The organism is Streptomyces sp. NPDC048349, from assembly GCF_040651925.1.
Lineage (GTDB): Bacteria > Actinomycetota > Actinomycetes > Streptomycetales > Streptomycetaceae > Streptomyces.
In genome coordinates, this window is sequence record NZ_JBEZLA010000002.1 from 229,572 (window position 1) to 250,842 (window position 21,271).

The 21,271-nt window shown below is 72.7% G+C and carries 19 protein-coding genes; 6 read left to right on the top strand and 13 right to left on the bottom strand.

The genetic code is table 11. From position 1 onward, the window contains the following. The first annotated feature begins 68 nt into the window (after positions 1-68). On the top strand, positions 69-2,303 hold the full coding sequence (locus AB0D44_RS02810; RefSeq protein ID WP_362583325.1) for an acetate--CoA ligase family protein: 2,235 nt from the start codon (positions 69-71) through the stop codon (positions 2,301-2,303). A gap of 371 nt (positions 2,304-2,674) precedes the next feature. Next, on the top strand, positions 2,675-3,469 hold the full coding sequence (locus tag AB0D44_RS02815; protein ID WP_362583328.1) for an enoyl-CoA hydratase-related protein: 795 nt from the start codon (positions 2,675-2,677) through the stop codon (positions 3,467-3,469). An 81-nt stretch (positions 3,470-3,550) separates the two neighbouring features. On the opposite strand, the gene AB0D44_RS02820 is transcribed toward AB0D44_RS02815, so the two are convergent. The 4 genes from AB0D44_RS02820 to AB0D44_RS02835 all read right to left on the bottom strand — a co-directional run bounded on the left by AB0D44_RS02820 (position 3,551) and on the right by AB0D44_RS02835 (position 6,850). Next, positions 3,551-4,345, bottom strand: a complete 795-nt coding sequence (locus AB0D44_RS02820) for a VOC family protein (protein ID WP_362583331.1) — start codon at positions 4,343-4,345, stop codon at positions 3,551-3,553. A gap of 131 nt (positions 4,346-4,476) precedes the next feature. Then, positions 4,477-5,214, bottom strand: a complete 738-nt coding sequence (locus tag AB0D44_RS02825) for a hypothetical protein (RefSeq protein WP_362583334.1) — start codon at positions 5,212-5,214, stop codon at positions 4,477-4,479. Positions 5,215-5,225: 11 nt separating this feature from the next. Then, on the bottom strand, positions 5,226-6,056 hold the full coding sequence (locus tag AB0D44_RS02830) for a hypothetical protein (protein WP_362583337.1): 831 nt from the start codon (positions 6,054-6,056) through the stop codon (positions 5,226-5,228). Between the two features lie 206 nt (positions 6,057-6,262). After that, positions 6,263-6,850, bottom strand: a complete 588-nt coding sequence (locus AB0D44_RS02835) for a hypothetical protein (RefSeq protein WP_362583340.1) — start codon at positions 6,848-6,850, stop codon at positions 6,263-6,265. Positions 6,851-7,003: 153 nt separating this feature from the next. Between AB0D44_RS02835 and AB0D44_RS02840 the strand changes: the two genes are divergently transcribed. Continuing rightward, positions 7,004-7,621 (top strand): flavin reductase family protein, encoded by a 618-nt coding sequence (locus AB0D44_RS02840; protein WP_362583423.1) that lies wholly within the window; start codon positions 7,004-7,006, stop codon positions 7,619-7,621. Positions 7,622-7,737: 116 nt separating this feature from the next. On the opposite strand, the gene AB0D44_RS02845 is transcribed toward AB0D44_RS02840, so the two are convergent. Genes AB0D44_RS02845 through AB0D44_RS02855 form a run of 3 tightly spaced genes read right to left on the bottom strand, consistent with a single transcriptional unit; the run spans position 7,738 to position 10,946 of the window. Next, entirely contained in the window at positions 7,738-8,805 is a 1,068-nt protein-coding gene (locus AB0D44_RS02845; protein ID WP_362583343.1) for a Zn-dependent alcohol dehydrogenase, read from the bottom strand. After that, a complete protein-coding gene (locus tag AB0D44_RS02850; RefSeq protein WP_362583345.1) occupies positions 8,802-9,995 on the bottom strand; it encodes an acyl-CoA dehydrogenase family protein in 1,194 nt (397 codons plus the stop codon). Before AB0D44_RS02850 ends, AB0D44_RS02845 begins: the two co-directional genes overlap by 4 nt. Positions 9,996-10,034: 39 nt before the next feature. Continuing rightward, positions 10,035-10,946 (bottom strand): SDR family oxidoreductase, encoded by a 912-nt coding sequence (locus tag AB0D44_RS02855; protein ID WP_362583347.1) that lies wholly within the window; start codon positions 10,944-10,946, stop codon positions 10,035-10,037. Between the two features lie 108 nt (positions 10,947-11,054). Here AB0D44_RS02855 and AB0D44_RS02860 point away from each other — a divergent pair, with 108 nt between their 5' ends. Together AB0D44_RS02860 and AB0D44_RS02865 are read left to right on the top strand one after the other, a co-directional pair. Then, the gene (locus AB0D44_RS02860) at positions 11,055-11,981 is read left to right on the top strand and encodes a cyclase family protein (RefSeq protein ID WP_362583350.1); all 927 of its coding nucleotides are present in this window, start codon (positions 11,055-11,057) and stop codon (positions 11,979-11,981) included. Positions 11,982-12,191: 210 nt separating this feature from the next. Next, complete coding sequence (locus AB0D44_RS02865) at positions 12,192-12,908, top strand: hypothetical protein (protein WP_362583353.1); 717 nt, start codon at positions 12,192-12,194, stop codon at positions 12,906-12,908. Between the two features lie 327 nt (positions 12,909-13,235). On the opposite strand, the gene AB0D44_RS02870 is transcribed toward AB0D44_RS02865, so the two are convergent. From AB0D44_RS02870 to AB0D44_RS02885, 4 genes are all read right to left on the bottom strand, one after another. Further along, positions 13,236-13,700, bottom strand: a complete 465-nt coding sequence (locus AB0D44_RS02870) for an ATP-binding protein (RefSeq protein WP_362583356.1) — start codon at positions 13,698-13,700, stop codon at positions 13,236-13,238. 311 nt (positions 13,701-14,011) lie between these two features. Further along, positions 14,012-14,923 carry an acyl-CoA dehydrogenase family protein gene (locus tag AB0D44_RS02875; RefSeq protein WP_362583359.1) on the bottom strand — a complete coding sequence of 304 codons (912 nt, stop codon included), beginning with the start codon at positions 14,921-14,923 and terminating at the stop codon, positions 14,012-14,014. A gap of 5 nt (positions 14,924-14,928) precedes the next feature. Further along, positions 14,929-16,083 (bottom strand): acyl-CoA dehydrogenase family protein, encoded by a 1,155-nt coding sequence (locus tag AB0D44_RS02880; protein WP_362583362.1) that lies wholly within the window; start codon positions 16,081-16,083, stop codon positions 14,929-14,931. Continuing rightward, the gene (locus AB0D44_RS02885; protein WP_362583365.1) at positions 16,074-17,297 is read right to left on the bottom strand and encodes an amidohydrolase family protein; all 1,224 of its coding nucleotides are present in this window, start codon (positions 17,295-17,297) and stop codon (positions 16,074-16,076) included. Before AB0D44_RS02885 ends, AB0D44_RS02880 begins: the two co-directional genes overlap by 10 nt. Positions 17,298-17,437: 140 nt before the next feature. Here AB0D44_RS02885 and AB0D44_RS02890 point away from each other — a divergent pair, with 140 nt between their 5' ends. Further along, positions 17,438-19,006 carry an AMP-binding protein gene (locus AB0D44_RS02890; RefSeq protein ID WP_362583368.1) on the top strand — a complete coding sequence of 523 codons (1,569 nt, stop codon included), beginning with the start codon at positions 17,438-17,440 and terminating at the stop codon, positions 19,004-19,006. Between the two features lie 204 nt (positions 19,007-19,210). On the opposite strand, the gene AB0D44_RS02895 is transcribed toward AB0D44_RS02890, so the two are convergent. Both AB0D44_RS02895 and AB0D44_RS02900 read right to left on the bottom strand, forming a co-directional pair. Further along, positions 19,211-20,467: a zf-HC2 domain-containing protein gene (locus tag AB0D44_RS02895; RefSeq protein ID WP_362583371.1), complete on the bottom strand. Its 1,257-nt coding sequence runs from the start codon at positions 20,465-20,467 to the stop codon at positions 19,211-19,213. Then, positions 20,464-21,027 (bottom strand): sigma-70 family RNA polymerase sigma factor, encoded by a 564-nt coding sequence (locus AB0D44_RS02900; RefSeq protein ID WP_362583373.1) that lies wholly within the window; start codon positions 21,025-21,027, stop codon positions 20,464-20,466. Before AB0D44_RS02900 ends, AB0D44_RS02895 begins: the two co-directional genes overlap by 4 nt. Between the last annotated feature and the right edge of the window lie 244 nt (positions 21,028-21,271).

Below are 21,271 nucleotides of genomic sequence, written 5' to 3' on the forward strand. Positions count from 1 at the left end.
TCAGTAATCTGACTACACGTCAGTTATCGAGTTCCATCGAGGTTCATCGAGCAGGAGCGGGCGGAACGATGCTTGGATCTACTCACGGCACCCTCACCACCGACTTCCGCGCACGTGTCGAGGCCTGCGGGGAGTCCCCCAGAACGGCTGTCCACTCCTCGGCGCCGCCCTCCGCCGAGGACGCGGTCGCCCTGGACGTCAGCGGACGGCCCCTGCACTCCGAGGTCCCCGACCTGGACCGGTTCTTCCGGCCCGAGTCGGTCGCCGTCATCGGCGCCTCCGACGCCGAGGGCAGACCCAACACCGGCATCACCCGCCAGCTCATCGCCTGGGCGCAGCGCGTCGGCGCACGCATCCACCCCGTGCACCCCGCCCGTGAGAGCGTCTTCGGCCTGCCCTGCGTGCCCTCCGTCGCGGACCTGCCCGAACAGGTGGACCTCGCCGTCCTCCTGGTCGCCGACCCGGTCCCCGTCATCGAGGAACTGGCCGAGACGAAGGTGAAGTTCGCCGTCGCCTTCGCCTCGGGCTTCGCCGAGACCGGGGACGCGGGAGCCGCCGCCCAGGCCCGCCTGACGGCCGCCGTCGGCCGCTCGGGCCTGCGCCTGCTGGGCCCCAACACGAACCTCAACGCCTTCGAGGAGTTCCGCGAGGACCTCACCGGACCGGCCATCGCGCTGATCACCCAGTCCGGCCACCAGGGGCGGCCCGTCTACACCCTCCAGGAGCTGGGCGTCCGCCTCTCCCACTGGGCGCCGACCGGCAACGAGGCCGACCTGGAGACCTCCGACTTCATCTCCTACTTCGCCGAGCAGCCCGAGGTCGGGGCCATCGCCTGTTACGTGGAGGGCCTCAAGGACGGCCGGTCCTTCCTGCTCGCCGCCGACCGCGCCGCGCGGCGCGGGGTGCCGGTCGTCGCCGTCAAGGTCGGCCGCACCGAGACCGGCGCCCGGATGGCCGCCTCCCACACCGGGAAGCTGACCGGCGCGGACACCGTCGTGGACGCCGCCATGCGCCAGTTCGGCGTCATCCGCGTGGACGGGCTGGACGAGCTCCAGGACACCACCGCCCTCCTCGCCCGGGCCCGCAGGCCGAAGGCCGAAGGCGTCGTCGTGTACTCCATCTCCGGCGGCACCGGGGCCCACTTCTCCGACCTGGCGACGGAGGCCGGACTCAGCCTGCCGACGCTCTCCCGGGCCAAGCAGGACGAGCTGCACCAGTGGATCCCGGAGTACCTCAACGTCGCGAACCCCGTCGACAACGGCGGCCACCCCGTCGGCGACTGGCGCGGCCGCAAGATCATCGACGCGATCCTCGCCGACCCCTCGGTGGGCGTCCTGATCTGCCCGATCACCGGCCCCTTCCCCCCGATGAGCGACAAACTCGCCCAGGACCTGGTGGACGCGGCCGAGCAGAGCGACAAGCTGATCTGCGTGATCTGGGGCTCGCCGGTCGGCACGGAGGACGCCTACCGGAACGTACTGCTGGGCTCCTCCCGCGTGGCGACCTTCCGCACCTTCGGCAACTGCATCACCGCCGTCCGCGCGTACCTCGGCCACCACCGCTTCACCACCGGCTACCGCTCCCCCTTCGACGAAGCCCCCCGCACCCCCTCCCCCTCCTACCGCAAGGCACAGGCCCTGATGCGGCCCGGCCAGCAGCTCAGCGAGCACGCGGCCAAGCAACTGCTGCGCGCGTACGGCATCCGGGTCCCCCGCGAGCAGCTGGTCACCAGCGCGGCGGCCGCGGTCCGCGCCGCGGGACTGGTCGGCTACCCGGTGGTGATGAAGGCCTCCGGCCCCCAGCTGGGCCACAAGACCGAGCTGGGCCTGGTCAAGATCGGTCTCACCTCCGCGAGCCAGATCCGCGACGCGTACCGCGAGCTCACCGACATTGCCCGCTACGAGAACGTCCCGCTGGACGGCATCCTGGTGTGCCAGATGGTCGAACGCGGCGTGGAGATGGTCGTCGGGGTCACCCAGGACGACCTCTTCGGTCCCACCGTCACGGTCGGGCTGGGCGGAGTCCTGGTGGAGGTCCTGAACGACGCGGCGGTCCGCGTGCCGCCCTTCGGGGAGAACCAGGCCCGCGCGATGCTCACGGAACTGCGCGGGGCCGCGCTGCTGGAGGGCGTACGGGGAGCACCCCCGGCCGACGTCGACGCCCTGGTGGAAGTCATCCTGCGGATCCAGCGCATGGCCCTGGAACTGGGCGACGAACTCTCCGAACTGGACATCAACCCCCTGATGGTCCTCCCCCGGGGCCAAGGAGCCGTGGCCCTGGACGCCCTGGCCATCTGCCGCTGACACCCCACCACCACCCCCTCCCCCACGCCGACGGGGCGGAACCATGCGGGGGAGGCCCGAGGGGGCGGAACCATGCGGGCGAACCCGAGGGGGCGGCGGCGGGGTGGGGTGTCGGCCGGGACTAAAACGAGATGACTTCGGCGCACTCCAAGCCCTCACAGCCAACGCACCCCAAGGCGCCGAACATCGAAGCCCGTCCCGGCCGACACCCCACCCCGCCGCCGCCCCCGCCCCGGCCCGGCCTAGCTCCCGCCCCGGCCCGGCCTCACCCCGGCTTCGCTCCCCCCGCCCCGGCATCGCCCCGACCCGCCCCACACCCGGCCCCCGACGCCGCCCACCACCACCGCCCACCCCCCTGGAGTCACCGCACCATGGACGAGATCCTGCACAGCGTCGACGCCAACGTCTCGTGGATCACCCTCAACCGCCCGGACGCCATGAACGCCGTCACCTGGGACCAGCGCGAACGCGTCATCAGGCTGCTGGAGGAGGCCTCCGCCGACCCCGACGTCCGCGCCGTCGTCATCACCGCCACCGGCAAGGGATTCTGCGCAGGCGCCGACCTCCGCGGCGGCTCCCCACCGGCCCAGGCCACCGAGCGCGTCGCCGGTGACGTGGCCCGCATGATCCGCCTCGGCGCGCAGCGCCTGATCACCGCGGTCCTCGACTGCGAGAAGCCGGTCATCGCCGCCGTCAACGGCACCGCCGCCGGCATCGGCGCCCACCTCGCCCTCGCCTGCGACCTGGTGATCGCCTCCGAAGGGGCCCGCTTCATCGAGGTGTTCGTCCGCCGCGGCCTGGTCCCCGACGGCGGGGGCGCGTACCTGCTCCCCCGCCTGATCGGCCCGCAGAAGGCCAAGGAGCTGATCTTCTTCGGCGACGCCGTCCCCGCCGCCGAGGCCGCACGTCTGGGCCTGGTCAACAAGGTGGTCCCGGCCGAGGAGCTGGAGGCGGCCGCCCGGGAGTGGGCGGAGCGCCTCGCCCAGGGCCCCACCCGTGCCCTCGCACTGGCGAAGCAGCTGGTCAACGCGTCCCTGGACGGGGACCGGGCGGCCGCGCTGGCCGCCGAGGCCACCGCCCAGGAGATCAACATGGGGACAGCCGACGCGAACGAGGGCGTGGCGAGCTTCGTGGAGCGCCGCACGCCCAAGTACACCGGCCGCTGACCCCGGCCACGGCCACCGCCCCCGCCCGATCCCAGACCCAGCCCCAGCCCAGCCCCAGACCAGCGCCCGTCCCAGCCCCGACTACGTCCGCGGAGCGGGCTTCAGCAGCGCGAACACCGCCCCCGCCGGATCCGCGGCCCACGCGATCCGGCCGACGTCCGGCACGTCCGCCGCCGGCATCAGCACCGCACCGCCGTTGCCCTCGACGGCCGAGACGGTGGCGTCCACGTCGGCCACGTGGAAGTACGGCACCCAGCGCGGCACCGTCGTCGACCCGCCGCCCGCGCCTTCGCCCTGTTCCGCGACCCCACCGAAGGAGGTGCCCTGCTGGTCGCCGTCTGCGGTGCTCAGCACCCGGTACGTCATCCCGGGCGCGTCCATCTCCTGGTGCCGCCACCCGAACACCCCGTGGTAGAAGGCGAGGGCCGCGACCGGGTCGGGCACGTGGAGCTCCACCCACACCAGGGTGTTCTCCGCGGAGGCCGCTCCGATCCCCAGGGTCTTGCCCGGTTGCCAGCTCGCGAACTGCGCGCCCTGCGGGTCGGTGAACTGTGCCAGCCAGCCCTCCCCCATGACGTCCATGGGCTCCATCCGCACCTGCCCGCCCCCGGCCCTGACGGCCTCGGCGGTGGCCCGGATGTCGTCGCTCTGGAAGTGGACCATCCAGGCCGACCTCGCGCCCTCCTCGGTGAGCGGCCCCAGCGCGGCGACGGTCTTCCCGCCCACCTGCCAGAAGCCGTACCCGCCGGCCTCGGGCCCGGCGGAGACGAAGGTCCAGCCGAAGACGGCACCGTAGAACGCGGCGGCCATGTCCGTGTCGGGGCTTCCGAGGTCGATCCAGTTGGGTGATCCGGTACGGAAGTCGGTGCCGAGCATCAGGTGCCTCCCACGGGTACGGCGGTACGAGTCCGCCGGCCACGATGCCGAGCCCCCGCGCGCCGGCGGGCGCACGGACCCCCGGCGAGCCGGGGTTTCACCCGCACGGCGGCAGGCGGCCGACCGCCGCGTCAGATCCCGACGCGCTCGAGCGCCGGCAGGAACTGGTCGTAGAAGGCCACCTTGATCTGGAGGGAGCGCCGCTCCACTTCCTTGAAGGCGTCGGCCGCCCCCTCGCCTCCCCGGCCCAGGAGCGCCCGCACGCGGGTCGCCAGGCGGTCGGAGTGGCTCGTGGCCAGGAGGTCCGCGGTCGCGAGCGACTCTCGCTTGGCGTCATGGAAGTGGTGCGGGTGGTAGAAGCGGGAGATGTTCTCCCCGTCCTGGGTGAGCGCGGGTTCCATGCGCTCCCACAGCCGCCCGTACTCGACGGAGACCAGGATCTCGCCCCAGAAGCGCAGGATGGTCAGGACCCGCAGGTCGGCGTCCTCGTGGGTGCCGGCGTCGGCGATCAGGTCGAAGGTGGCGTCGATGGCCCGCCGGGTCGCCCGGGTCGGCCGCGTGTGGACGAGGGCCTCCCTGGAGACGCCGAGCCGGTACATGTCCGCCGTCATGTCCTCGCGGTGGGACCGCATCCCGTGGCTGTCCGGGTACTCCTCGCGCAGGATGACCCGGGCGATGCGCAGCCCCTCCTCGTCGCGCAGGAGGTCGATCGCCAGGTCGTAGGCCGGGGTGAACGCGAGCGAGAGGAAGCGCCGCTGGAGGAGGACCGCGGCGAAGTCCTCGTCGGGGAGCTGCCCGATGTTCGCCAGTACCGGGTGCTGCCCGTACCGCCCGATCAGTTCGTCCTCGAACCGGTCCAGTTCTTCCACGGCCGTTACCTCTAATTCATGGAGTCGATTGATCTTTGCCAGTCGCGGAGATCGACATCGCGGCCGATGCCCCACAACTTGTCCAGCTCACCCTGGACTTCCCGGCCCATCGCCGTCTCGCACCCGTCGATCTCGAGCTGGGTGGACTGGATGGCGAGCCGGCCGTGCAGGAACGAGCTGACCAGGTAGCGCTCGTCGGCCTTGTAGACGGCGATCGACGGCAGCGAGTTGTACACGCGCACCTGGAGCCGGTGCCGCAATTGCGGCGGAATGGCGTCGTGGACGGTCTTGAGGATCTCCAGACTCCCCCGCACGTCCACCCCGCGGCCGGGCTCCCCGGTCCGCAGGGCGCGGTCCCGCAGGTCCGCCACCAGGGACGAGGGGTGCAGCAGCAGGATGCGCACCTCCGTGCGCCGCTCGGCGACGGCCTTCGTCAGCTCGCTCTTCAGCTGCTCGAGGTTGGGTATCCAGGTCTGCAGGATGGACACCTCCCACCGGGCGTTCTTCAGCAGCTCGAGGAAGGCCGCCTCGGGAAAGGTCGGGTGCACCCTGGTCACCCCGTCGTAGCGCTCGCGCCGGAGCTGGCCCTCGATGCCGTCGATGTCGAGCCGGGAGACCTGCGCGTTCATGGTGTCGAGCACTTTGAGGCGGTCGAACTCCATGAGGAGGAAGAGGGTGACCGTGCTCAGGATGAGCAGCGTGATCTTCGGGAGCGTGCCCCCGGGAGCCATCTTGTCGAGCCACCCGAGGAGGTCGGCGAGCAGGACCCCGACGCCCGCCGTCGCCATCGCACCCAGCGCGATCCGCTCGGCCCGGTTGCGAAACCCGTTCCCCATGCTCATGCCGGCCCCCGACGTCCTTGTCGTTGGCGACGACTGTACACACGCGCTCCGACAGGCACGACGGAGTGTCATGTCTCTTTGATCACAGGGCAGTTGACCGGCGGATCAGGTCTTCACGCTGTGCGCATCAGCCACATGTCCGACACCCCGTCCGGGTCGCCGTACACCTGGAAGAGCTCCGGCCGTTCCGCGGTCCCGGCGACCTCCTAAACGGCCCCGATCAGTGCGGCCGCGAACGCGAGGGCGCCGGTGGCCAGGGCCGTCCTGGCCACGACCGACCCCGGCTCGCGGCCCGTGCGCAGTGCCCGGCGCGCCACCAGCAGGGGAGGCACCCCGCTCGCCGCGATCCAGAACCAGCAGCCGGTGTACGAGGCACCGACCGACCAGGGGAACACCGCACAGCCCGCCGACACGGCGAGCAGCCAGACCGCCGCGACCCACGGGCGGCCGGTCCGCCGGGCCAGCGCGAGGGCCGGCCGGGTGAACACCATGGCGTGCAGGAAGGCGCTGATGCAGAGGAACAGCCCGAGGACCACGAGCACGACCGGCATGAACAGGAAGACTCCCGCGCTCCACTCCTCCCGGCCGTGGGGGTCCTCGGTTCCCGGCAGGACGAGCAGCAGGGCCAGCCCGACCAGCACCTCGCCGATGAAGACCGCTTCGGCCCCCGGCGCGGCCGCCCACCAGCTCGGCCTCGCACGGGGCGGCTCCGGCGCTTCCGGCGCCGCCGCCGGTGCCGGTGCCGGTGCCGGTCCGTGTGCCGGTGCCGGCCCGTGTGCCACGTGTCCCGCCATGACGCCACCCCACTCGCCTTGAACATGTTCAACACTCTCAGGGCCGGACCTTACACCCTCCCCTGAACGTGTTCAATCAATGCCGGACCCGCCCCTCCCTTCCCATCTGACGAACCGTCAGGTTCAATCGTGGGTGTGATGGGACACGCAGGGATGGCGGCCACCGTCGTCCGATACCTCAGGTCAGTCGGCTCCCCCACCTCCGCCTCGCCGGAGCCGGGGCCCGAGCCCGTCGACGCCCTGCCGCGCCCCGATCTGCGGGCCGTGGGCGAGGACGAGCGTGCGCCGGTGTCGCCCGCCGAATTCCGGGCCGTGCTCGGGAACTTCGCGAGCGGGGTCACCGTCATCACCGCGCCGCCCGCCGGGGGCGAGGAGGGCCCGGCCGGTTTCGCCTGCCAGTCCTTCGCCTCGCTGTCCCTCGACCCGCCCCTGGTCACCTTCATGGTGGCCCGTACGTCGACCACCTGGCCGCGGATCGCCCGCGCCGGGGTGTTCTGCGTGAACATCCTCGGGGCCGAACAGGGAGAACTGTGCCGGTCCTTCGCCGTCAGCGGCGCGGACAAGTTCGCCGGGGTGACCCACGCCCCGGCCCCCGTCACCGGATCCCCGCAGCTCGAGGCCGTGCCCGCCTGGATCGACTGCCGGATCCACGCCGTCCACACCGGCGGCGACCACCTGATCGTGGTCGGCCGGGTCGTGGCCATGGGCGCGGCGGGCGAGGGCGACCCCCTCCTCTTCCACAAGGGCCGCTTCGGCCGCCTGGCCGGCTGACCGCCCGGCCACCCGGCCGACCCCATGACGCACGGACGGGCGGGCCGGCGCGATCCGAGCCGCCCCGCCCGCCCCGCCGAGCCGCCCGCCCCGCTGCCCCGCCCGCCCCGCGCCCGTCAGAAGGTGAGGACCCCGCGGGCCACCCGGCCGTGGTGGGCGTCGTCCGCCGCCTTGGCGAAGTCCTCCACTGGGTAGACCTCGGTCACCAGCTCGTCCAGCAGCAGCTTCCCCTGCCGGTAGAGCTCGGCGTAGAGGGCGATGTCGCGCTGCGGACGCGAGGACCCGTACCGGCAGCCCATGATCGTCTTGTCCAGGTACAGGGACGAGACGAGGAACGAGGCCTCCTCCGTGAACCCGGGCACGCCGAGCAGGACCGCCTGCCCGTGCCGGTCGAGCAGGTCGATCGCCTGGCGGATCAGCTTGACGCTGCCGACGCATTCGAAGGCGTGGTCCGCGCCGGTGGGCAGGATCTCCTTGACCGCCGCCGAGGAGTCGGGGACCGCCGAGGCATCGATGAAGTGGGTGGCCCCGAACTGCCGGGCCACCGCCTCCTTCGCCGGGTTCGCGTCGACCGCCACGATCGTCGTGGCCCCCGCGATCCTGGCCCCCTGGAGCACGTTCAGCCCGATCCCGCCGGTGCCGATCACGACCACCGACTCGCCACGGTCGGCCTTCGCCCGGTTCAGCACCGCGCCCACGCCCGTCAGCACCCCGCAGCCGATCAGCGCCGCCGAGGTCAGCGGGATGTCGGCCGGAATCTTCACCGCCTGCACGGCCTTGACGAGCGTCCGCTCCGCAAAGGCCGAGTTGGAGGCGAACTGGAACAGCGGCTTCCCGCCCCGCGAGAAGGGCTGCCCGGGCATCCCGATCGCCTTGCGGCACATCGTCGGCCGGCCCCGGTCGCAGTCCGCGCACGCCCCGCAGTTGGCGAGCGTCGACAGCGCCACGTGGTCGCCCGGCGCCACGTGCGTCACCCCCGGGCCGACCGCCTCGACCACCCCCGCGCCCTCGTGCCCGAGCACCACCGGCGGCGGGAACGGGATCGTCCCCTCGATCACCGACAGGTCGCTGTGGCACAGCCCGGCCGCCGCCACCGCGACCAGCACCTCCCCCGGCCCGGGATCGCGGATCTCCAGGTCGTCGACCACCTGGGCCTGCTTGCCGTCGAACACGACGCCTCTCACCTGGACTCCTTAGGCAGGCCGAGCACCCGCTCGGCGATGATGTTCCGCTGGATCTCGTCCGAGCCGCCGTAGATCGTGTCGGCCCGGGTGAAGAGGAAGAGCCGCTGCGCCTCGTCGAGTCCGAACTCGTACGGCAGCCCCGGCTCCCAGTCCCGGGGCCCGGCCGCGGCCGCCGCGCCGCGTACCGCCACCGCCAGCTCGCCGAGCCGCCGGTGCCAGCCGCCCCACAGCAGCTTGGCCACGCTCGGGGCGCCGGCGTCACCGGCGGAGCCGAGCGTCCGCAGCGCGTTCCACCGCATCGTGCGCAGCTCGGCCCACTGCCGTACCAGGCGTTCGCGCAGGACGGGATCGTCGGCGCCCGACTCCGCGTACGCCGCCAGGACGCGCTCCAGTTCCGCCGCGAAGCCGATCTGCTGGACCAGGGTCGACACGCCGCGCTCGAGGGCGAGCAGCCCCATGGCCACGGTCCAGCCGTCGCCCTCGGCGCCGACGACCTCGGCGGCCACCGCCCCGTCGAAGAACACCTCGTTGAACTCCGAGGTCCCCGACATCTGCCGGATCGGCCGCACGTCGATCCGGCCCGGCTGGTCCATCCGTACGAGCAGGAACGACAGCCCCCGGTGGCGCCGGGAGCCCGGCTCGGTACGGGCCAGGACGAAGCACCAGTCGGCGTCCTGGGCCAGCGAGGTCCAGATCTTCTGGCCGGTGACCCGCAGGCGCCCGTCGGCGGCGTCCCGTACCGCCGCCGTGCGGATCCCCGCGAGGTCGGAGCCGGCGTCCGGCTCGCTGTACCCCTGGCACCACAGCTCCTCGCCGCGGGCGATGCCGGGAAGGTAGCGGTCCCGCTGTTCCCGGGTCCCGTACGCGATGAGGGTGGGCGCGAGGAGGTTCTCCCCGATGTGGCCGACCCGGGCGGGCGCGCGCAGCGCCGCGTACTCCTCGGCCCACACCACCTGCCCCGTCAGGGAGAGCCGGCGGTTCCCGTACCCCTCGGCCTCCCAGCCCTGCCCGATCCAGCCGCCCCGGCCCAGCTCGCGCTCCCAGGCCCGCCGGGCGCCGACCCCCTCGTGCTCGCTGCCCGGCCCGCCGAGGCCCCGGGCCTGCGCGTACGGGCCCACGAGGTGCTCGGCCAGCCACGCGCGGGCGCGCCCGCGCAGCTCCTCGTCCTCGGCCCCGAAGCCGAAATCCACGCTGCTCCCCCTGTCCGTCCGGTTCCGAGCCCCGCGGGCCTACGCGTTGGGGCGGTCCTTGGCAGCCGCCGCCTTGGCCATGGCCTCCAGCTGCGCGAGCATCGGCATCGGGTCCTTGCCCACCGTCCCGGGCAGGAAGTCGGCGATCTTCTCCGGCGTCCAGGAGCCCTCCGCGTACCCGGCGCGCAGTTCGCGCGGCTGCGCCCAGACGGCGATCTTCGGGCCGGCGATCGTGTAGACCTGCCCGGTGATCTCCTCCGCCTTGGCCCGGTCGCTGAGGAGGTAGGTGACGAGCGCCGCGACGTCCTCGGGCTCGCCGATCTCCTTGAGCTCCATGGGGACGCCCGCGGACATCCGGGTGCGGGCGACGGGTGCGACGGCGTTGGCCGTGACCCCGTACTTGGCCAGGCCGAGCGCGGCGGAGCGGACGAGGGAGATGATCCCGCCCTTGGCCGCGCTGTAGTTGGCCTGGGCGACGGAGCCCTGGTGGTTGCCGCTGGTGAAGCCGATGAGGGTGCCCGAGCCCTGCCGGCGCATGACGGCGGAGGCGGCGCGGAAGACGGTGAAGGTGCCCTTGAGGTGGGTGGCGACCACCGGGTCCCATTCCTCCTCGGACATGTTGAAGAGCATCCGCTCGCGCAGGATGCCCGCCACGCACACGACGCCGTCGATGCGCCCGTACTGGGCGAGGGCCGTGTCGACGATGCGCTGGCCGCCTTCCATGGTGGAGATGTCGTCGGCGACGGCGACGGCCTCGCCGCCCGCGGCGAGGATCTCCTTCACCACGGACTGTGCGACCTCGCTGGTGGGTTCCCCTCCCTCGATGCCCACTCCGTAGTCGTTGACGACGACCTTGGCGCCCTCGGCGGCCGCGGCGAGTGCCACGGCCCGCCCGATGCCCCGGCCGGCGCCGGTGACGGCGACGACCTTGCCTGTCAAGAAGTTCCCCACGCCCGGCCCCTTCCCGCGTTTTCTGACGGACCGTTAGATTCTATGGGGAGCCGGATGCACCTGCACAAGCCCTCGTTGCCGTTTCCACACAAGGAGCTGTTGAGGCCCATGTCACTGCCCGCGGAGTTCCACGACATCGCCAAGCGCGTCAACAACTGGGGGCGCTGGGGCGCCGACGACGAGATCGGCACCTTGAACCTGGTCACCGACGAGGTCGTCCGGGCGGCCGCCGCGCAGGTCCGCACCGGCCGCCGCATCCCGCTGGCCCTCCCCCTCAAGGAGGACGGGGTGCAGGCCGGGATGATCCCCGGCCGGATCAACCCGCTGCACACGATGGTGCAGATCAACCAGGAGCTGTTCGGCCCGGGCACGGTGGCGTGCAGCGACGACGCCGTGACCATGGGCCTCCAGGCGGGCACCCATTGGGACGCCCTGACCCACGTCTCGCACTCGGGGAAGATCTACAACGGCCGCCCGGCCTCCTCGATCACCGCGCACGCGCGGTCGCGGTTCAGCGGCATCGACACGGCCGGGCACGTCGTCTCGAGGGGCGTCCTGCTGGACGTGGCGCGCGCCAAGGGCCTGGACCGGCTGCCCGGCGACCACGCGGTGACCCCGGAGGACCTGGCCGAGGCGGAGGAGTTCGGCGGGGTGACGGTCCGCTCCGGGGACATCGTCCTGGTCCGCACCGGCCAGATCCAGGTCTACCTGGCGGGCGACAAGCACGGCTACGGATTCCCGTCCCCGGGTCTGTCGGTCCGCACGCCGCAGTGGTTCCACGCGCGGGACGTGGCGGCGGTCGCCAACGACACGCTCACGTTCGAGATCTTCCCCCCGGAGATCGAGAACCTGTGGCTGCCGGTGCACGCCCTGGACCTGGTCGAGATGGGCATGCTCCAGGGCCAGAACTGGAATCTCGAAAAGTTGTCCACAGCCTGTGCGGAAGAGAACCGGTACACCTTCCTCCTCTCGGCCATGCCGGAACCGTTCGTCGGCGGCACGGGCACCCCGGTGGCGCCGGTGGCCGTCCTCTGAGGCCGGGGCCGGGGACGGGGCGGGAGCTTGCGGGCCGGGCTCCCGGGCGGGGCTGCCGGGCGGGGCTGCCGGGCGGGGCTGCCGGCCGGGCGCCCAGGATCCGGACCGGGGTGATCCGCTCTGCCCACCCCGTGGAACCATGATGTGTCCATGACGCGTCACCGTTCGCGCGTCATTCCCCGGACCCACCGCCCTCACACAGGAGGACCCATGGCCAACCCGTACGCGGCAGCGCCGCCGCCCCAGCCCCAGCCCCCCAGACGCCGGTCCAACGGGGGCCTCGCCGGCTTCCTGGCCGTCGCCCTGGTCATCGCCGGCATCTACGGCGCCTCCAAGTGGCTCGGCAACGACGACGGCAAGCCCAAGGGATCGGCCTCCGCCACGGTGTCCCCGTCCGCCAAGCCCTCCGGCAAGCCCTCGGACCCCGGGAACCCCGAGTCCTCCTCCGACACGTCCAGTTCGTGGAAGGTCGGCGACTGCGGCGGCCCGGACCCGGACAACAAGCCCGACGGCTACCGCCCGCAGAAGTGCTCCGCCTCCGGCGCCACGTTCAAGGCGATCGACATCAAGGAGGCCAGCATCCTCCCGGGCTCGATCCAGTGCCCGCCCGGCACCGACCTCATGATCGAGGTGAGCATCTCTTACGGCAAGGGCAAGACGAGCGGCATCCCCACCAACACCGTCTGCGGCCGCAACCTGTCCGACGACCACCCCGGCGACCCGGGTGCGGGCGGCGGCCAGCTGGTCAAGGGCGACTGCGTGACCGACCAGGCGCAGGAGGTCCCGTGCGCCACCGGCGGCTCGAGCACGTACAAGGTCCTCGGCCTGGTCAAGACGGAGAGCGAATGCCCGTCGGGCACCAGCGAGCCGATGGAACTGACCATGGCGGTAGGCCGTCCGTACGACGTGATCTGCGCCGACAACTAGGCGTCCGGCCCCGGCACTTCCCCATCGGCCCCGCCGGCCCCGCTCCGGCCCCTCCGCCCCGGCAGAGGGGCCGTACGGACCCGTGCACCTCCGGAAGAGGAGAGCGGGCGGATGCGGGCGACGGTACGCACAGGCCGGTCGCCGGCCGCCGGCCACTCCCCGCGGTGGAGGTCCTGCGGGTGGCGGCGGTGCACATGCACGCCCCGAGCGCGGCACGGCAGCCGCCACCCCGCGACCCGCACTCGTCAAGGCGTGTCCTTGGCGTCCCCTCGCGTCGAATCGCTCCACACCAGGGTGATCAAGATGTGACGGAACGTCAACACCTCGTTAGAGGTACACGCGCGGTTCCCGCACCGAGGAGTGAATTTCCGGCGGGCCGTCCGTGGCGCCGTCCGACGCCGACTTCTCCTCGCGGTCGATCTCGCACCAGATCCGTTTGCCCGCGCCCTCGCGCTGCCAGCCCCAGCGGTCCGCCAGGCCGTCCACCAGTTCCAGGCCGCGCCCGCCCGTGTCGTCACCGGCCGCCTGCCGGCGGGCCGGCGCCCGGTCGCTCGCGTCCGCGACCTCGACCCGCACCCCCGGCCCCCCGAACAGCATCCGCAGCACCGCAGGACAGCCCGTGTGCACGACCGCGTTCGTGACCAGCTCGGAGATCAGCAGGATCAGCGTCTCCGCGAGCGGTTCGTCGTCCCCTATGCCCGACCCCGCCAGCCGCGACCGGGCCCACCGGCGCGCCCGGCCGACCTCGGCGGGATCCGGTCCTACCTCCAGCTGAACCTGAAGCACCTGCACCGCTCACACCATCCGAACCGGCGGACACTTCGCCTCGCGACAGGATGGGATCACCCACTGTGATCCCCTTGCGGAGCAGCATGGTTGACATACAGTCACCACAACAAGCGCTTCGGGCATATTCCCGCGCGAAGGAGTGGGCGTGGTGCATACTGTGCGACGCCTGCGCCGCTCAACCGCTCGCATTCGTGGGAGCGTACCGGAGCGACCCCCCGACTCCGGTCCGTAAGGACGGGAGCGAAGGACACAAACCGATATCAACTCTCTGTAATCGGACATGCGTCCCGCTCCTTCCCTCCCGTAACAGTCGGCTACGACGCCGCACCCAGCAGTTCTGCCGCCAGCAGCTCCTCCGCCTCCGCCGCCGTGCGCCACTGCTCGGCCCGCACCCAGGCCCGCTTCAGGTGCAGATGGACGTCCGCCTCCCACGTGAAGCCCATACCACCGTGCACCTGCAGGCAGTCCCGCGCGTTGCCCACGGCGGCCTCGTCCGCGAGGAGCTTGGCCGCCGCGATCTCCGTGCCGTCCGCCGTCACCGCCGCCGCGTAGACCGCCGTACGGGCCACCTCCGCCCGCACCAGCATCTGCGCACACAGGTGCTTGACCGCCTGGAACGCCCCGATCGGCTGGCCGAACTGCTCCCGTTCCCCCGCGTAGCGCACCGCAAGCTCCACCGTCCGCGCCGCGCTCCCGGCCTGGAGGGCGGCCGTCAGCAGGGCGCCCACCGCGGTGTGCGCGGACGCCGGCGCTTGCGGGTACGACGCCACCCGGTGCAGCGGCGTCAGCGGGTCCGCCGAGCGGACCGGGGTGCCGGAGGGGACCTCGGGGGCGCCGAGCACCGCGTCCGCCTCCGCCAGGTGGGAGACCAGCCCCCCGCCCAGGTCGAAGGCCGTGACCACGGTGGTCCCGGCCGCCGCCCCCGGGACCACCCCGGCCGCCAGGTGCGTGGCCACCAGCGGCCCCGGCACCAGCGCCCGCCCGGCCTCCTCGAAGACGAGCGCCGCCTCCGGCAGCCCGAGCCCGACCCCGCCGTCCGCCTCGGGCAGCCGCAGCGCGAAGAAGCCCGCCTCCCCCAGCTCCCGCCACAGCGCCCGGTCCACGCAGCCCCCCGTCTGCGCCGCGTCCACCGACGCCCGCAGGGCATCGCGCCCGTACCGGCCCGCCAGGAGGTCCCGTACGCCTGCCCGCAGGTCCCGCTGGTCCTCGGTCGGCTGGAAGTCCACACCCCTCACCGGCCCTTCGGGAGGCCGAGGATCCGCTCGGCGACGATGTTGCGCTGGATCTGCGAGGTGCCCGCCGCGATCGTGTACGAGAGCGAGGAGAGGCGGTCCAGCGTCCACTGCTCCTCCAGGGACAGGGACAGCGGCCCGAGCACCTGCGCCGCCACCTCGTACAGTTCCTGCCGCGCGTGCGAGTAGGCGAGCTTGAAGACGGAGCCGCCGACGCCGGGGACCCCGCCCGTACGCTGCGACTCGCTCACGTTCCACTGCGTGAGCCGCCACAGCGCGCCGAACTCCCCGTACAGCCGTCCCAGCCTGCGCCGCAGCACCGGGTCGTCCCAGCTCCCGTTCGCCTTCGCCGTGCGGGCCAGCTCCCCCAGGGTCCGGCGGCACGCGACGACCTCCCCCACGAAGGCGGTGCCCCGCTCGAAGGACAGCGTCACCATGGTGACCCGCCAGCCGTCGTTCTCCGCCCCGACCCGGTGGTCGACCGGCACCCGCACCTCGTCCAGGAACACCTCCGCGAACTCCGTCGACCCGGCGAGCGTGCGCAGCGGCCGGACCGTGACGCCCGGCGCGTCCATGGGCAGGGCCAGCCAGGAGATGCCGCGGTGCTTCGGGGCCTGCGCGTCCGTCCGTACGAGCAGTTCGCACCAGTCGGCGACCTCCGCGTGCGAGGTCCAGATCTTCGACCCGGTGATCACGTACTCGTCGCCGTCGCGGACCGCGCGCGTCCGCAGCGAGGCCAGGTCGGAGCCGGCGTCCGGCTCGCTGAACCCCTGGCACCACACCTCGTCGCCGCGCAGCACGGGCGGCAGCCAGCGCGCCCGCTGCTGCGCCGTCCCCTCGGCGGCGATGGTCGGGCCCGCGTGCAGCAGCCCGACGAAATTGGCGCCGACGTACGGGGCCCCCGCGCGCTCGGTCTCCTCCAGGAAGATCAGGTGCTGGGTCGGGGTGGCCCCGTGCCCCCCGGCGTCCACGGGCCAGTGCAGCCCCGCGTACCCGGCCTCGTACAGCCTGCGCTGCCAGCCGAGGTCGTAGGCGCGCCGGCCCGGCCAGTCGTCGGGGGACGGCTTGGCGGGCAGTTCGGGCAGCACCTTGCCGAGCCATTCGCGCAGGCGCGCCCGGAAGTCCTGCTCCTCCTCGGTGTAGGTCAGGTCCACTGCTTCGCCCGCTCCCGGTCCTTGTCGAGGTCGAGGCCGAGCATGCGGATGGCGTTGCCGCGCATCAGCTTGTAGACCGTCTCCTCGTCGAGGCCCTGCACGTGGTCCAGGGCGACCTCCTTGGTGTGCGGGAAGGTCGAGTCCACGTGCGGGTAGTCGGTCTCGAAGGTGGCGTTGTCGCGCCCGACGACGTCCAGCGAGGCGATGCCGTGCTTGTCGCGGAAGAAGCAGCAGAAGATCTGCCGGTAGTAGTACGTGGACGGCGGCTCGGGGACCAGGTCGCGGACCCCGCCCCAGGCGCGGTGCTCCTGCCAGACGTCGTCGGCGCGCTCCAGGGCGTAGGGGATCCAGCCCATCTGCCCCTCGCTGTAGGCCAGCTTCAGCGTCGGGAACTTGACCAGCACCCCGCTGAACAGGAAGTCCATCATCGAGGCCATCGCGTTGTTGAAGCTGAGCGAGGCCTGGACGGCGGGCGGCGCGTCGGGGGAGGCGGCGGGCATCTGGGAGCTGGACCCGATGTGCATGTTCACCACCGTGCCGGTGTCCTGGCAGACGGCGAAGAAGGGGTCCCAGTAGCCGGAGTGGATCGACGGCAGCCCGAGGTACGTCGGGATCTCGGAGAAGGTGACGGCCCGCACCCCGCGCGCCGCGTTGCGCCGGACCTCCGCGACGGCCAGGTCGATGTCCCAGAGCGGGATGATGCACAGCGGGATCAGCCGGCCGCCGCTGTCGCCGCACCACTCCTCGACCATCCAGTCGTTGTAGGCCCGTACGCAGGCCAGCGCGACCTCCTTGTCGTGCGCCTCGGCGAAGGTCTGGCCGCAAAAGCGCGGGAAGGTCGGGAAGCACAGCGAGGCCTCGACGTGGTTGAGGTCCATGTCGGCGAGGCGCGCCTTGGGGTCCCAGCAGCCGCGGCGCATCTCCTCGCGGGTGATCCCCTCCAGCGTCATGTCGTCGCGGTCGAAGCCGACGGCGGCGATGTTGCGCTTGTACGGGAACTTCAGGTCCTCGTAGATCCACCAGTCGGTCGGCGGGCCGTCGGGATCCATGGTGATCACGTACTTGCCGCCGGTGTACTCCAGCTCGCCGATGCCCGCGGTGAGCGCCTGGGGGCCGCGGTCCCGGTACTTGGCCGGAAGCCAGACGTCGAAGAGGTGCGCGGGCTCGATCACGTGGTCGTCGACGCTGATGATCCGTGGCAGTTCCAGTCCCATGCCGTCTCCCCAATCTGATGGATCGTCAGAAACAAGCTAGCTCCGCCACCCCTGGACCGACAAGCGTCGGCGCCCTACGCTCTCCGCTTGATCTGACTAACCGTCAGCTATCTGGCCAGTCGGCCATGGGGAGGTCTGGGATGACGGACACGACGACCGGCACCGCGGCGGAGCTGAGCCGGTCCGCGACCCTGTGGGAGCTGATCACCCGCCGGGCCGCCCTGACCCCGGACGCCACCGTCCTCATCGAAGCCGCCGAACACCCCGCCGACGACCGCCGGCTGACCTTCGGCGAGCTCCGCGACGGCGCCGAGCGGGCCGCCGCCGGCCTCCACGACATGGGCGTGCGCCCGGGCACGGTCGTCGCCTGGCAGCTGCCCACCCGCATCGAGACCGTCCTGCTCTCGGCCGCCCTCGCCCGGATCGGAGCCGTCCAGTCCCCCGTCATCCCCTTCTACCGGGACCGGGAGGTCGGCTTCGCGCTGCGCGAGTCCAAGGCCGAGTTCTTCGCCGTACCGGGCGTCTGGCGGGGCTTCGACCACACGGCGATGGCCGCACGGCTCGGCGCGCGGGGCGTCTTCGAGGCCTACAGCGCCCTCCCCGACGGCGACCCCTCCGTACTGCCCCCGCCACCCGCCTCCGGCACGGACGTCCGGTGGATCTACTGGACCTCCGGCACCACCTCCGACCCCAAGGGCGTCCTGCACACCGACCGCTCGCTGATCGCGGGCGGCTCCTGCCTCGCGCACGCCCTGCGCCTGACGCCGGCCGACGTCGGCTCGATGGCCTTCCCCTTCGCGCACATAGCCGGGCCCGACTACACCGTGATGCTGCTGCTGTACGGCTTCCCCGCCGTCCTGTTCGAGAAGTTCGCGATGCCGGACGCGCTCGCCGGCTACCGCCGCCACGGGGTCACCGTGGCCGGCGGCTCCACGGCCTTCTACTCCATGTTCCTCGCGGAACAGCGCAAGGCTCCCGGCGTCCCGCTGATCCCCACCCTGCGGCTCCTGGCGGGCGGCGGCGCCCCCAAGCCGCCGGAGATCTACCACGCCGTCGTACGGGAGATGGGCTGCCAGCTGACCCACGGCTACGGCATGACCGAGGTCCCGATGATCACCATGGGCGCCCCGGACGACACGGCGGACCACCTGGCCACCACCGAGGGCCGGCCCCCGGCCGGGATGTCGATCCGCATCACGGGCCCGGACGGCGAGGCCGTGCCGGCGGGCGTGGACGGGGAGGTACGGCTGCGCGGGGAGGCGGTGTGCCAGGGGTATCTGAACCGGGACCAGTCCGACGAGGTCTTCGACCGGGACGGCTACCTGATCACGGGCGACCTCGGGCACCTCACGGAGGACGGCTACCTCGTCCTGACCGGGCGCAGCAAGGACGTCATCATCCGCAAGGGCGAGAACATCTCGGCCAAGGAGATCGAGGACCTGCTGCACGAGCTCCCGGGGGTGGCCGACGTGGCGGTGATCGGGCTGCCGGACGCGGAGCGGGGGGAGCGGGTGTGTGCCGTGGTCGAGCCGGCGGCGGGGGCGGGGGCGGGCGGGCCGCTGACGCTGGCGGAGGTCACGGCGTATCTGCGCGGGGCCGGGCTGGCTCCGCACAAGCTGCCGGAGCAGTTGGAGCTGCTGGACGCGCTGCCTCGTAACGAGGCCCTGCGCAAGGTCTTGAAGTACCGCCTCCGCGAACGGTTCTCGTAGGCCGTCGCTTTCGGATCTCGCCCCGGACCGCGGGTGGGGGGGCGCTGCGCGCAGCCGCTCCCCGCCCCGCCGTCCCTCCGCTTCCCGGGGCAGCGCCCCGGCCCCGTGAGGGGCTCCGCCCCGGGAGCCGCGCGCCTCACACGCCAGCGGGGCCGGAACGCCCCGAGCCCCACCAGCGGCGCCGCACCGGCGGCGCCGCACGGACTACATGCGGCTCAGGGAGGCCGCGGCGAAGAGGACGTCGCGGATGGCCTCGCGGTCGCCGTGCTGGCCAGCGGCCGCCTCCTCCGGGGAGATGTGCCCGGCAGCCAGCTGGCAGAACTCGACGCGGTCCAGCGCGATCTCCGCCACCGTCCGCTCGGCCGACGGCACCGCCCCGGGCGAATCCAGCGCGATGTCCCATCCGCCACCACCCGCACCCTCGATCTCCAGGTGCAGCGTCCGGCCCGGCGCGCCCGCCGCGACCAGGCCCCGCGCCGGAGCCGCCAGGCCTGCCCGGCGGCGTTGGGCCAGGGCCCCCGGCAGGAGGCGGGCGGCCAAGTCGATCATCCGGTGCAGGTGCGGCCCGGCCGGCGGCTCGTACGGGTAGTCCACCGCCTCCGCGATGTCCCACGCGTGCACCCAGCACTCGAAGGCCCGCTCCAGGAACGCGTCCCCGAGGGGCAGCGCGAAATCCCCGTAGTCGACGGACAGTTCCGCCACACCGCGGCCCGCGAAGGAGACCGTACGCACCAGCGTGTGCCCTTGTTCCCGCCACGGCTCGCGGACCTGCCGCGTGGCCGGGTGGGCCGACGCCTGCCAGAAGTGCTCCGTCCGCACGGCCGGACCGGCACCCGTCGGCGCCTCCTTGCCCAGCGGATCGTCCAGCCCCAGGGCGGTGGCCACCAGCCCGTCCACCGCCAGCAGGTGCCCGATCACGCCCGCCACCGTCGTCCGGTGCGTCTGGCGCCGCTCCTCCTCGAACCACTTCAGCCGGACCGGGGTGTGCCACTCCGAATCCCCGAAGTCCTGGAGCAGCGCGTCCAGCCGCGCGGTCTCGGTGTCGTACGGGTTCGCCCACACCGGCACCGGGATCCGCGCCGGCCGCTTGCCCAGGCAGTCCTCCAGGACCCGCGAGCGCAGCAGCGGCTTGAGGTCGAGGTTCTCCTCCGGGTGCAGCAGCCCCACCGCGTCGCGCAGCCGCAGCGCCTCCTCGGCGCAGGGCGCGCATTCGGTGAGGTGGTCCTCCACCGCCTGCGTCTCCTCGGCGGAGCACGCGGCCAGCGCCCACGCGCCGAGCAGCGACTTCAGTACGGCGTGGGAGGGCGGGACGGCCGGCAGCGGCTGCAGTTGCGGACCTCGCGGGGCCCGGGGCGCCTGCCGCGGGTCGAGGTCGTCGGCGGCGCCTCGCGGACCCGGTATCCGGGCCGGGCCGCCGGGGTGTTCGTATCCGTCCTCGGGCCACTCGGCAGGGCCGTTCATCGCGACGTTCCATATCCGGGCTGGGCGGTGTCCTCCTGCGGGAGGGCGTTGGCGGTCGACAGCAGCTGGAGCCCGAGCCGCAGCCGGCGCCGCGCCTCGTCCTCGCTGATCTGGAGGTCGGCGGCGGCCTGCCGGTAGTCGCGACGTTTGAAGTACGCGAGTTCCAGCGCGGCACGCAGCGGCGCGGGCATGGAGGTGACGATGTAGTCCGCGCGGGCGGCGGCGTTGGCGCTGCGCACCTTCTGCTCGAGCTCTTCGCGGGAGCCGCGCCCCAGTTCGGCCTGGCGCAGCCGGGCCACGGCCTGGCCCTGGGTGATCCGGGCGACCCAGGAGCGCATGGAGCCCTGCTTGGGGTCGTAGGCGTCCGGGTTCTCCCAGATGTAGCCGAAGACTTCGCGCGTGATCCGGTCCGCGGCCTTCTCGTCGCCCAGGACCCGGTGGGCCAGGCTGTGCACGAGCGAGGCGAAGCGGTCGTACAGTTCCCCGAGCGCGGCGGCCTCGCCGCGGGCGAGGCGTTGCTGCATGCGGCGGTCCCAGCGCGGTGGTACGTCCTTAGGCATAGTGCCCCCAGCCGTGTGTCGACGCATCGAATGTAATGGGCACCCGGCCGATCGCGCCCGTTTTGCGGGAAGGTCACCCTGGAAGTGAGCCCTCCGTGATAGGGGCGTGGCGGACCGTGAACCGTGGTATGGGCGGCGGGACATGAGACAGGTGTACGCGCCCCACCGCGCTTCCCGTGCGCGGGTTCGATGCGTTCGCGCCCTTGACCCGTTCGCTTAACGCACAGGCCACCGAGGCCTTACG